This window comes from Amycolatopsis sp. GM8, assembly GCF_021653975.1.
Classification (GTDB): Bacteria; Actinomycetota; Actinomycetes; order Mycobacteriales; family Pseudonocardiaceae; genus Amycolatopsis_E.
Window position 1 is genome coordinate 79,849 of sequence record NZ_JAJKFK010000015.1, and the last position, 11,740, is coordinate 91,588.

Sequence of the window (11,740 nt, forward strand, 5' to 3'; positions counted from 1 at the left end):
AACCTATCGCAATCCTGGTTACTGCAACAGTGCGATTTGATCATGATCCGGTATAGGTCATAACCAACGCCGGGGTAGGTACCCGGAGGTGAAGCGGCTCCACGCCACCAGAGGTCCAGACCACCGACGGGGTAATAAGTCAGGCGTAAAAGCGCTCACCCGAACGGGGGGTATACGTACGGTGGAAATTCGGCGAACAGCCCGAAATGGATACGGCGTTCGGCCCATTGGGATTGCCACCGGCGCGTACCCGGGAATCAGCCTAGGTGTCGCTCGGCCTTTTGGCGACTATTCGCCGGCCGAGTCCTTGTCCCGGTGGACGCTGGATCTCGCGTCGCGGGCCCGGTTGAAACCGTCCTGCAGCCGCGCCATCCGGCCGCGCACGGACTGCGGGTCCAGCCGCAGCGTCGGCAGGTCGGCGGGCTCGGGCTGCGCGTGCCGCGCGGGCCGGAAGCCGTTGAGCCGCTCGCCGATCGGACCGGCGGGTTCCGCCACGGCCACGGGTGCCGCGGTTTCTTCGGGGACCGCGTCCGGCTCGGGCTCGGGCCACGCGGGCTCGGGCGCCTCGTCGTCATCGCCGCGCACCGGCCAGTGCTCGCCGGTGGTGTGGAACCACTGCGACAGCACGGCCTGGTACGCGGGCATCCGCTCGGTCGGCGCGTCGTCATCGAGGTGGTACCGGCCCTCGTCGTCGTCCTCCGCCGGCCAGTCCGGCCCCTGCTCGCCCTCCACCGGCGCGCGCCGCGCCACGTCCGGGGGCAGCACCAGCGGCGAGTCGAGGACAGGCGCGGCGGGTTCCGGCGCCGGTTCGGGCGCGGGCTCGACGACCAGTGGTAGGGGCTCGGGCGCCGGCGGCTGCTCGACGACGAGCGCGGCCGGCACCACGACGGTCGCGACGAGCCCGCCGCTGTCGGCCGAGCCGAGCCGCACCCTGATGTCGTGCCGCTTGGCGAGGGTCGCGACGACGAACAGGCCCATCCGGCGCGACACCTCGACGTCGACCTCCGGCGGCGTGGCGAGCCGGGCGTTGGCGCGCTGGATCTCCGGTTCGGGCATGCCGGCGCCGGAGTCGGTGATGTGCACCTGCCACGCACCGTCGTCGGCGATCGTGCTGACGACCGTGACGGTGCGGTCCGCGGGCGAGTACAGGGTCGCGTTCTCGAGCAGTTCGGAGATCACGTGCACGAGGTCGCTGGTCGCCTCGCCGCGGATCGCCAGCTCCGGCGCCGCGGTCAGCTCGATCCGCTGGTAATGCTCCACTTCGGACAGTGCGGCGCCGATGATCTCCTCTGCCGCCACCGGTTCCGTCCGCGCGTCGCCGAGATCGTGCCCGGACAGCACGAGCAGGTTCTCGCTGTTGCGGCGCATCCGGGTGGCCAGATGGTCCAGTTCGAACAGTCCGCCGAGGGTCTCGGAATCCTGCTCGCCCGCCTCCATCCGGTCCAGTACGGACAGTTGCCGCTCGACGAGGTTCTGGCTGCGGCGCGAGAGGTTCACGAACATCGCGTTGACGTTCTCGCGCAGCAGCGCCTGCTCGCCGGCGAGCCGGACGGCCTGCCCGTGCACGGCGTCGAACGCGCGGGCGACCTGCCCGAGCTCCTCGCGGCTGAACACCGGCACCGGGTCGATCCCCCGCCGGCGCGCGGCGCCTTCGGGATGCGGGTCGGCCAGGATGTTCGTCACCGCTTCGGGCAGCCGGTGCTCGGCGACGTCGAGTGCGGTCCGGCGCAGCGCGCGCAGCGGCCGCAGCAGCGAGCGCGCGATGATCACCGCGAGCACCGCGCACAGGACGAGCATGCCCAGCACGACGCCCGCGTTCGTGATCGCCGACCGGCGGGCGTCCGAGGCGAGTGAGTCGATCTTGCTCTGGGTCTCGGCCTGCACCGCCTGCTGCACGCGGTAGGCGAGGTTGATCGTGTAGGTCGCGGCCGTGTCCCACTGCTGCGGGTCGAGGCCGGACAGGTTCTGTCCCATCTCGGCGCGGGTGATCGCCGACTCGACCATGTTGTTGCCGGTGTCGACGATCAGGCCGATCACGGTGTCGTCGTACATCCGCTGCTCGGCCGGGCTGGCGAACTTGCGGAAGTCGCTGCGCGCGGCGGACAGTTCCGCGTCGGCGCCGAGCAGGGCGCGCAGCTCGTCGGTGGAGAGCCTGCCTTCTTGCAGCGCCTCGGCCAGCAGCGCGCGCTTGACCGACATCTGGTCCTTGACCCTGGCCAGCGCGCTCGCGGCGAGCCGCAGCCCGGCCAGGTCCGGATCGGTCACCTCGGCGATCGACTGGTCGGACAGGTCGAGGATCCCGGAGATCAGCTCGCTGTAGGAACGCACCGTCGCGTCGGCGGGCAGGTTCGAATGCTCGGTCGCGAAACGCAGGCCGGTCAGCACGTCGAGCCGCGCGATCGTCGCCTGCATGTCCGTCGCGCCCTGGCCGGACAGCCGTGACCGGTCGGCGTCGAACTCCTTGCCGGCCGTGCCGATCGCGGCATCCACCCGGCCCCGCTGGTCGCGCAACTCGGTCAGGTCACCCGCACGGCCGGTCGCGACGAACCGGACACTGAGATCGCGCTCGCGCTGCAACTGGTGGATCACGTCGTTGACGGCCGTGTCGACGCGTCCGCGCGCGGACAGCTCCGCGAGTTCCTGGGCGTGCGCCAGATCCTGGCGGACGTTCAGCCCGACCAGCGCCAGCACGCTGATGGCCGGGATCAGCACGACGACGATCAGTTTCGTGCGCAGGCGCCAGTTCCGCAGCCGCCACCGGCCGCCGACCCGGATCTCAGGCCGCCGCTCCAGGGCGTCGCCACCATCGGGACGCTTGCGCGGACGGGCCATCGACTTCCTTCGCTAGCTGCCTTGTTGAACACGCACCGTTACCAACCCGGAGCCGCTAACCTACTAGAGAGGAACTAGTTCGGGGAGCGGGCCAAGTCAGTCTCTACTCTCGGTGCAATCCGTCGGCGATCGTATGGGGCCTGGATCCTAAGCTCCACCCACGACCGTGAAATTCCTTCGCTCGGCAGGGGGGTCGAATGCGTGGAGTAGCGATCTTGCTGGTGGTGGCCATGGGGCTGCTGACCGCGTGCAAGTCGCCCCTCGGCGATGGGCACTCGGCGCCCGGCGCCGCCTTGGAGCGGGCGGAACTCCGCGTCGGCGTGGGGAACCCGATCGACACCGCGCCACTGCGGATGGCGGTCGCGGACGGCTCGTTCACCCGGGCTGGGCTGCACGTCGAACTCGTCGAGGAACCCGATCAGCTGACGGCGCTCAACGAACTGTCCGCCGGAAACGTCGATGTGGCGTTCGCCACTGACGTCGCACTGTTCACCACCGCGGCACGGGGCACCCCACTGCAACTTCAAGGTGAGGCTTACACCTCGGCGCCGTACACGATGGCGCTGGTCACGCTGCCCAGTTCGACCTACACGGACCTGGCGGGAAAGAAGGCGCCGAAGATCGCCGTGGACCAGGAAAACGACCTGGGCACGCTCGCCGCGCGGTCGATGTTCGCCACCGCGGGCGGCGATCCGGCGAAGATCAAGTTCGTGACGCGGTCCTATGCCGCCATGCCGGCGGCGCTGCGGGACGGCTCGGCGGACGCGGCGCTGATGACCGAACCGTTCATCACGAAGGCCCAGCAGGACCTGGGCGCGCGGGTGCTGGCGGACTCCTCGCGCGGGGCGACGACGGACTTCCCGGTCTCGGCCTACGCGGCCGCCGCGTTGTTCGCGCGGGCGAACGTGCACACGATGGCCGCCTTCCGCGGCGTGCTCGCCGACGCGCAGCAGCGGGCGGCGGACCAGTCCGTGGTCCGGCAGGCGCTGCCGAGGCTCGCGGGCATCGACGAGACCACCGCGGCGCTGGTCGCGCTCGGCCAGTACCCGACGTCACTCAGCGGCGTCCGGCTGCAGCGGGTCGCCGACCTGATGCACAGCACCGGCATGCTCGCCAACCGCCTCGACGTCCCCTCGCTCCTCCCCAACTCCCCCTAGCCCCCCGGCGTGTTCGCCCGTCGCGCGGCCGTGTTTGCCCGTCGCGTCACCGAATTGGCCACGCGCGGCGCAAATTCACTGACCGGACGGGCAAACTCACCGACGTGGCGGGCAAACACGGCGCGTCAGAGCACGCTGGCGAGGCCGTCGGTCAGGAGTGTGAAGGCCTGCTCGGCCTCCTCGACCGCGGTCGGGTAGAGATCGTCGGCGGTTGAGCCCGCGTCGATGCGGGCGTTGTTGGTCAAGGCGAGCCGCCAGCGGACGGCGGTGATCTGTGCCGCGGCGAGCGACGCGACCAACGGTGTCAGCGGCGCCTTCTCGCCCAGGGCCTCCGCCAAGGCGCGCTCCCCGGTCTCGTTGAAGGCCAGCAGCCGGTTCATCAGCGCGGGCGTGCCCTCTATCAGCCGGTACAGCGCGAGCACCCCCGGCAGATCACACAAGCCGGTGATCGGGTCGCGATCGCGCAGGGCGTCGAGGAAATGCGCGCGCAGCGCGGCCAACGGCGGCTCCGGGCGATCACGCACGATCCGGGCGGCTTCGGTCTCGTGGTCGGCGAAACGGTGCACGACCAGGTCCTCCTTGGCCGGGAAGTACGTGAACAACGTGCGTCGCGAGACCTCGGCCGCCTCCGCGACCTGCGTGATCGACACCTGGTCGAACCCGTGCTCGATGAACAGGTCGATCGCCGCGTTCGAGATCGCCTCGTGGGTCCGCAGTTTCTTCCGCTCGCGCAAGTTCACTTCCCCAGATTAGCACCAGGTGCTATCTTGCACTTAGTCTACTTTTGCACTGAGAGGGGCAAGTCATGGACGTCATCATCGCGGGAGCGGGCCCGACCGGGCTGACGCTGGCGCACGAGCTGGCACTGGCCGGGGTACGCACGACCGTCGTCGAACGACTGACCGAACGCATCGAGCAGACCAAGGGCGGCGCGGTCCAGGCCCGCACGGCGGAGCTGCTGGACATGCGCGGCCTGCTCGACGCGATACTGGCGCGCGCCCTGCCGCGTGACACCGAAGGCGGTCACTTCGGCCTGCTGCCCGTTCCGCTGGACGCGAAGCCTTGGCGCACAAGGCATCCCAAGCCCATCTCGATTCCACAATGGATGGTCGAGGAGGAGCTGGAGCGGGCCGCGGGAGTTCAGGTGCTGCGTGGACTGGAAGTGACGCGGGTCGACCAGGACGACGAAGGCGTCACCGTCACCGCTGGTTCCCGCACCATCCGGGCCCGCTACCTCGTGGCCTGCGACGGCGCGCACAGCACGATCCGCAAGCTGCTCGGCGTGCCGTTCCCCGGTCGCGAGGGCACCTACCGCGCGGTGCTCGCCGACATCCGGCTGTCGTCGGTGTCCGATCTGGTGCCGAAGCAGGCCGGCCACATCAGCACGCTGACCAGGCAGGCCGGCGAGCATTGGGGGATGCTCGTGCCGATCGACGGCGACCGGTACCGCTTCACCTTCGGACCCGAGAGTGACATCCAGACCGCGCTCACCGCGATCTACGGCGAGGAGACGCGGCTGGCCGAGGTGTTCAACAGCTCCCGCTTCGGCGACGCCACCCGCCAGCTGGAGCAGTACCGGCACGGTCGCGTGTTCTTCGCCGGGGACGCCGCGCACATCCATCCGCCGCTCGGCGGCCAGGGCCTCAACCTCGGCGTGCAGGACGCGATGAACCTCGGCTGGAAGCTCGCCGCGAAGCTCCACGGCCACGTCGACGTGCTCGACAGCTACCACGATGAGCGTCATCCGCCCGCCGCCCGCGTGCTGCATCACACCGCGGCCCAGCGGGTGTTCGCCAGCCCGAACATCGAACCGGACGCGCTGGCGCTGCGCGACATCTTCACGGATCTGCTGCGCCTGCCCGACACCAATCGGTACCTCGCCGGGATGATGTCGGGCCTCGACCTGCCGGGGCGGGTGCCGGACTTCGACCTGGTCACCGCTGACGGCCCGACGCGGCTCGCGGCTCTGCTGCGGTCAGGGCGGGGCCTGCTGCTCGACTTCGGCGAGCGCGAATGGCCGTCCGGTTGGGCGGATCGGGTCGACGTGGTGCACGCGAAGGCCGACGAGGACTACGACGCGTTGCTGATCCGGCCGGACGGCGTCCTGTGCTGGTCAGGTGAGGGACCGGTCACGCGGGCGATGACCATGTGGTTCGGGCAGCCCGTATAAAGGAGTACGTGACAGATGGCCCGTTGATCGTTCAGTCCGACAAGACCGTGCTGCTCGAGGTCGACCACGGGCAGGCGGACGACGCCCGGATCGCGATCGCGCCGTTCGCGGAGCTCGAGCGCGCGCCCGAGCACGTGCACACCTACCGCGTCACCCCCCTGGCGTTGTGGAACGCGCGCGCCGCGGGCCACGACGCCGAGCAGGTCGTGGACGCGCTGACCTCGTACTCACGGTTCCCGGTGCCGCAGCCGCTGCTGATCGACATCGTGGACACGATGGGCCGGTTCGGCCGGCTGCAGATCGCCAACCACCCGGCGCACGGGCTGGTGATGACCACGACCGACCGCGCGGTGCTGGAAGAGGTGCTGCGCAACAAGAAGATCAGCCCGATGCTGGGCGCCCGCCTCGACGACGACACCGTGCTGGTGCACCCGTCGGAGCGGGGCCGGCTCAAGCAGGCGCTGCTCAAGGTCGGCTGGCCGGCCGAGGATCTCGCGGGGTACGTCGACGGCGAGGCGCATCCGATCGCGCTCGACGAGGAAGGCTGGGCGCTGCGCGACTACCAGCGCCAGGCGGCGGACGCGTTCTGGGCCGGCGGCTCGGGCGTGGTCGTTCTTCCTTGTGGCGCGGGCAAAACACTCGTCGGCGCGGCCGCGATGGCACAGGCGCAGGCGACCACGCTGATCCTGGTGACCAACACCGTCGCCGGCCGGCAGTGGAAGCGCGAGCTGGTCGCCCGCACGTCGCTGACCGAGGACGAGATCGGCGAGTACTCCGGGGAGAAGAAGGAGATCCGGCCGGTCACGATCGCGACTTACCAGGTGGTCACCCGCAAGACCAAGGGCGAGTACCGGCACCTGGAGCTGTTCGACACGCGCGACTGGGGCCTGGTGGTGTACGACGAGGTGCACCTGCTGCCCGCGCCGGTGTTCCGGATGACCGCGGACCTGCAGTCCCGCCGCCGTCTCGGGCTGACGGCGACGCTGGTGCGCGAGGACGGGCGCGAGGGCGACGTGTTCTCGCTGATCGGGCCGAAACGGTATGACGTGCCGTGGCGCGATATCGAGGCGCAGGGCTGGATCGCGCCCGCCGAGTGCACCGAGGTGCGGGTGACGCTGACGGACAACGAGCGGCTGATCTACGCGACGGCGGAGGCGGAGGAGAAGTACAAGCTCGCCTCGACCGCGCACACCAAGACCGCGGTGATCAGGTCCATTTTGGACAAACATCCCGGCGAGCCGGCGCTGGTCATCGGCGCCTACCTCGACCAACTGGAGGAGCTGGGCGCGGAGCTGGACGCGCCGGTGATCCAGGGCTCGACGAAGAACAAGGAACGCGAGGCGCTGTTCGACGCGTTCCGGCGCGGTGAGCTGGCGCGGCTCGTCGTGTCGAAGGTCGCGAATTTCTCGATCGACCTGCCGGAGGCGTCGGTCGCGATCCAGGTGTCCGGCACGTTCGGCTCCCGGCAAGAGGAAGCGCAGCGGCTGGGCCGGCTCCTGCGGCCGAAGGGTGACGGGCGGCAGGCGCACTTCTACTCGGTGGTCGCGCGGGACACGCTCGACGCCGAGTACGCCGCGCACCGGCAGCGCTTCCTCGCGGAGCAGGGCTACGCCTACACGATCCGCGACGCGGACGCGTACCTGTCCGGTGATTTCGGCTAGCAGCGCATGATTTTCCGCCCGGCGTGGAACTCCCGATGAGTGACCGGGCAACGCCGGATGCCGGTGCTTTACGTGACCTCGTTGATCGCGGGAGTGATCAGCGGGCTCGGTAGTGCCCGGTTCTTGGGCTCCAGCGGTTTTCAGCGCGCCGTCCCCGCACTGCTCGTCGGTGTGGTCGTCGCGCTGGTCGTGCTGGCGGTGGGCACGTTCGTCGTCGCGCGGCGCGCGGAGCGGGAGACGATCGAGCGGATGGCCCGGCAGCTCTTATGGGTGGTCTTCGTGATGGGCGGGGTGCCCGGCCTGGTCTGGTTCGCGCTGTGGTTCTCCAGCGGCGACCTCCAGGCGCTGTACGGTCTGGCCGCCGTCGCGGTGAGCGGACTGCCCGTGCTCGCGGCTGTCCGCAGACCGGCGGCACTGCCGCTGACCACGGGTTTCTGCCTGCTGTGCGGTGTCGCGGCGCTCGTGTTCGGGCAGCGGTTGTTGTTCCTGTTGCTGCCCCTCTTCGCGGCCGTGACGGGGGGCTGGCTGCTGGTCCTCGCGCTGCTCGGGTCCGCCCGCCGGCGGCGCTCCGAAACTGTCGTACCCTCGAACTAGTGTTCGGACGCGTTGGAGAAACCTATCCGCGAGGGGTACCGATGACCACCGCCGCTTCATTCGAGACGCTGCCGGGCCTGAACCTGCCCAAGGGCCGCTGGCACGGCCCGATCTGGCTGTCCGACGAGCCGCTGACCGAGCCGGGCCGCTACCGGGACTGCATCGGCGCGTTCGAGCGCACGGGACTGTGGCCGGTGCTGGTCCCGCACGACGAACGGTTCGCGGCGACGGGCGAGAACTGGGTGGACGATCGTGGCCGGCTGGCCCCGGCCACGCACCGGATCGAGGCGGTCGACGTCGCCCAGACGCTGGCGCGCTGGTGGGATCCGTTCTGCTGCGCGGGCGGCACGGGTTGCCTCCGCCCGTATGGCGCGAACTTCCCTGGCCTGGCACGGAAATCGCAGCTGCGGGTGGATCCGTACGCGGAGGCGGGCAACACCGGCTCGATCTTCGCGCGGCGCGGCACGTACCGGCTCGGGCTGGTCGCGGTCGAGCGGCCCGCGGATGTGCCGGCCGCGCTCGGCTGGACAGGCATGATCAAGTCCACGGACCAGGTCGCGGCCGTGTCGGCGGTACTGCGCAGCTGGGAGGACCGGTTCGGCGCGACGCTGATCGTGCTGGGCTTCGACGAGCTGGAGCTGTCGGTCGCCGCCCCGCCCCGCCTGCAGGGGCGTGCGCTCGTGGTCGCGGCCGAGCACCGCGCCTTCTCGGAGCGGAGTTTCTCCGGCCAGCCCGGGAACCTGCGCGAGTACGCGACGAGTCTCGTGCACCGGCGGCACTGGCGGTTCTCGTGGGACTGAGGATCGGGACGTCGGGCTGGCGGTACCCGCCGTGGCGGGGCACGTTCTATCCGCGGGGTTTGGCGCAACGGCGCGAGCTGGAGTACCTCTCGCGGCGGATGAACACGGCCGAGATCAACGGTTCGTTCTACTCGCTACAGCGGCCGGAGCGGTATCGCGCGTGGTGCGCCGAGACCCCCGACGACTTCGTATTCGCGGTGAAAGGCGGGCGGTTCATCACGCATATGAAGCGGCTGTCCGACGTCAAGGTCCCGCTGGCGAACTTCTTCGCGAGCGGTGTGCTGGCGCTCGGGCCCAAGCTCGGGCCGATCCTCTGGCAACTGCCGCCCGCGCTGGCATTCGATGCCGCGCGCTTCGCCGATTTCTTCGCGCTACTCCCACGTTCGACGCGTGAAGCCGCCGAACTCGCGAAGGAACACGACGACAAGCTCAAGGCCGAAGCCCATACCGACCCCGGCGGTGACCGGCCGCTGCGGCATGCGGTCGAGGTCCGGCATCCGAGCTTCCGCTGCGCGGAGTACGTCAACCTGTTGCGGGACAACGGAATCGCCTCGGTGGTCGCCGATTCGGCCGGCACCTGGATCACGCTGGAGGAGGTCACCGCGGACTTCCTCTACGTGCGACTGCATGGTGACGAGGTGCTGTACGCCAGTGGGTACAGCGAGCGTTCGCTGCGGCGGTGGGCCACGAGGATCCGCGCCTGGCAAGGGAACCGCCGGGATGCGTACGTCTACTTCGACAACGATGCCGAAGCGCATGCTCCCGCCGATGCGATCGCCCTGGCGCGGATCATGGCGGCGGGTTAGGTGCTGGCCGCCTGGGCGCGATGCTTGCCCTCCGCGATCTCCTCGACCAGCTTGCCGCAGAACGCCGGGAGGTCGTTGGGGTTGCGGCTCGTCACGAAACCGCTGTCCACGACCACTTCCTGGTCCACCCAGTCGGCGCCGGCGTTGCGCAGGTCGGTCTGCAGGCTGGGCCAGGATGTCATCCGCCGGCCACGTACGACGTCCGCCTCGATGAGCGTCCACGATGCGTGACAGATGGCGGCGACGGGTTTCTGCTGAGTGAAGAACGTCTTCACGAACCGGACCGCGTTCGGGTCCGTTCTGAGGAAGTCCGGATTGGCCACCCCACCAGGTAAAATGAGGCCGTCGTAGTCGTCCGGCGAGGCGTCGGTCACCACCCGGTCGACGGGGAACTTGTCGCCTCGATCGAGGTGGTTGAACGCCTGGATTTCACCCAGTGAGGTGGATACCAGCTCCGGCTGGCCTCCTGCTTCCCGCACGGCTTTCCACGGCTCGGTCAGCTCGATCTGCTCTGCTCCCTCGGGCGCCACCACGAACGCGATGCGCTTTCCGGTCAGTTCGTTCACGCCGCACTCTCCTTGTCGTTGTGTGTAGTCGGCGCATACCCGTTTGCCGGGAGTCGCGAAACATCGGCGGTACCATGGTCGGTAGGCGCACATCTTCATGGTGCGACGGAAGGGTCCTCGATGATGACGGACACCCCAGCCGTGCGCCGCGGCCCACATTTCGTCCGGTCGGCGGCACGGGCTTTCTCGGTTCTCCTGGCGTTCGACTCTCGTTCGGGGTTGACTCTTGCTGAAATAGCAAGGAAAACTGCCCTGGACGGCTCCACCGCGCGGCGCTTACTGTTGACGCTGGCGGACCTCGGTTACGTCCGCTCGGATGGCAAGGCCTACCACCTCACCCCGCGCACGCTTGAATTCGGCTTCGCGTACCTGTCCACAATCGCCTTACCGGGGGTCGCGCAGCCACACCTGCAAGCACTGGCGCACGCACTCGGCGAGACGACCACACTCGCAGTCCTCGATGGCGAAGACGTGTTTCAGTTGGCGGTTGTCGCCGGTTTCCGTCGACACGCCACCACCGTCGGCACCCGCTTGAGCGCCTGGACCAGTGCATCCGGCTTCGTCCTGCTCGCCGCCTTGGCGGACGATGACCTCGAACGCCGCCTCGGGATCCGTCCCAACCAGACCGAACTACGCGACGAACTCAAGCAGGTACGGGCCCGAGGCTGGGCGCTGTTGGATAGTGGTGTCGCAGCCCCCATCCGCAACCGGCAAGGCAACGTCATCACCGCAATCGAGGTCGGTGGCGGGCTGACACCAGGCATCGCCGCACACGAAGACGTGCCAGAACTGATCCGCACCGCCCGCGCCATAGAGTCCGACCTAGCCCAACACCCAGAATGACAAAGGAAAAGTCCCAGCGCAGCAACAAAAACCCACAAGACCCACCGCCAAACGCCAACCCAGCACCAAAAACCACAAAAACCGCCACCCAGCAACAAAACCCAGCACCGCCACCGCCCACTCCCTCCCCCACCCCGATCCCAAGCCGCCCTTGCGGGAAGCAGGGTTTGTCAAGGTACTCTTCTGATGTGCTCCGAAAATTTCGGACGCGGCTCAAACGGACTGTATCATGCTGCTTGGTGTTTGGTGAACCATTCGTCGAGCGCTTCGAGTGGTGGCCGGTATCCCAACGCTGAATGCAACCGGCGTGT

Annotated in this window: 10 protein-coding genes; 7 read left to right on the top strand and 3 right to left on the bottom strand. The window is 69.0% G+C overall.

The window, feature by feature from the left end; genetic code table 11:
* Positions 1-288: 288 nt before the first annotated feature.
* Entirely contained in the window at positions 289-2,832 is a 2,544-nt protein-coding gene (locus tag LOZ83_RS39525) for a nitrate- and nitrite sensing domain-containing protein (protein ID WP_236797063.1), read from the bottom strand.
* A 197-nt stretch (positions 2,833-3,029) separates the two neighbouring features.
* On the opposite strand from LOZ83_RS39525, the gene LOZ83_RS39530 reads away from it, so the two are divergent.
* Complete coding sequence (locus LOZ83_RS39530) at positions 3,030-3,989, top strand: ABC transporter substrate-binding protein (RefSeq protein ID WP_236797064.1); 960 nt, start codon at positions 3,030-3,032, stop codon at positions 3,987-3,989.
* A gap of 125 nt (positions 3,990-4,114) precedes the next feature.
* On the opposite strand, the gene LOZ83_RS39535 is transcribed toward LOZ83_RS39530, so the two are convergent.
* Positions 4,115-4,729 carry a TetR family transcriptional regulator gene (locus LOZ83_RS39535; RefSeq protein ID WP_236797065.1) on the bottom strand — a complete coding sequence of 205 codons (615 nt, stop codon included), beginning with the start codon at positions 4,727-4,729 and terminating at the stop codon, positions 4,115-4,117.
* A 65-nt stretch (positions 4,730-4,794) separates the two neighbouring features.
* Between LOZ83_RS39535 and LOZ83_RS39540 the strand changes: the two genes are divergently transcribed.
* From LOZ83_RS39540 to LOZ83_RS39560, 5 genes are read left to right on the top strand one after another with little or no spacing between them, the layout of a single operon-like run.
* Complete coding sequence (locus tag LOZ83_RS39540; protein ID WP_236797066.1) at positions 4,795-6,159, top strand: FAD-dependent monooxygenase; 1,365 nt, start codon at positions 4,795-4,797, stop codon at positions 6,157-6,159.
* 8 nt (positions 6,160-6,167) lie between these two features.
* Positions 6,168-7,820 carry a DNA repair helicase XPB gene (locus LOZ83_RS39545; protein WP_236797067.1) on the top strand — a complete coding sequence of 551 codons (1,653 nt, stop codon included), beginning with the start codon at positions 6,168-6,170 and terminating at the stop codon, positions 7,818-7,820.
* Between the two features lie 39 nt (positions 7,821-7,859).
* Positions 7,860-8,414, top strand: a complete 555-nt coding sequence (locus tag LOZ83_RS39550) for a hypothetical protein (RefSeq protein WP_236797068.1) — start codon at positions 7,860-7,862, stop codon at positions 8,412-8,414.
* Positions 8,415-8,455: 41 nt separating this feature from the next.
* Positions 8,456-9,214, top strand: coding sequence for a DUF4253 domain-containing protein (locus tag LOZ83_RS39555; RefSeq protein ID WP_236797069.1), 759 nt, complete (start codon positions 8,456-8,458; stop codon positions 9,212-9,214).
* Entirely contained in the window at positions 9,193-10,020 is an 828-nt protein-coding gene (locus tag LOZ83_RS39560) for a DUF72 domain-containing protein (protein ID WP_374202774.1), read from the top strand. The genes LOZ83_RS39555 and LOZ83_RS39560 overlap by 22 nt, the downstream gene beginning before the upstream one ends.
* Here LOZ83_RS39560 and LOZ83_RS39565 read toward each other — a convergent pair.
* The gene (locus tag LOZ83_RS39565) at positions 10,017-10,586 is read right to left on the bottom strand and encodes a type 1 glutamine amidotransferase domain-containing protein (protein WP_236797071.1); all 570 of its coding nucleotides are present in this window, start codon (positions 10,584-10,586) and stop codon (positions 10,017-10,019) included. The genes LOZ83_RS39560 and LOZ83_RS39565 overlap by 4 nt on opposite strands.
* Before the next feature lie 123 nt (positions 10,587-10,709).
* Here LOZ83_RS39565 and LOZ83_RS39570 point away from each other — a divergent pair, with 123 nt between their 5' ends.
* Positions 10,710-11,429, top strand: a complete 720-nt coding sequence (locus tag LOZ83_RS39570; protein WP_255827054.1) for a helix-turn-helix domain-containing protein — start codon at positions 10,710-10,712, stop codon at positions 11,427-11,429.
* Positions 11,430-11,740 lie beyond the last annotated feature (311 nt).

Excerpts from the sequence above, each read along its gene's own strand:
- LOZ83_RS39525 (WP_236797063.1), bottom strand. The coding sequence starts at position 2,832 with ATGGCCCGTCCGCGCAAGCGTCCCGATGGTGGCGACGCCCTGGAGCGG.
- LOZ83_RS39530 (WP_236797064.1), top strand. The coding sequence starts at position 3,030 with ATGCGTGGAGTAGCGATCTTGCTGGTGGTGGCCATGGGGCTGCTGACC.
- LOZ83_RS39540 (WP_236797066.1), top strand. The coding sequence starts at position 4,795 with ATGGACGTCATCATCGCGGGAGCGGGCCCGACCGGGCTGACGCTGGCG.
- LOZ83_RS39555 (WP_236797069.1), top strand. The coding sequence starts at position 8,456 with ATGACCACCGCCGCTTCATTCGAGACGCTGCCGGGCCTGAACCTGCCC.
- LOZ83_RS39570 (WP_255827054.1), top strand. The coding sequence starts at position 10,710 with ATGACGGACACCCCAGCCGTGCGCCGCGGCCCACATTTCGTCCGGTCG.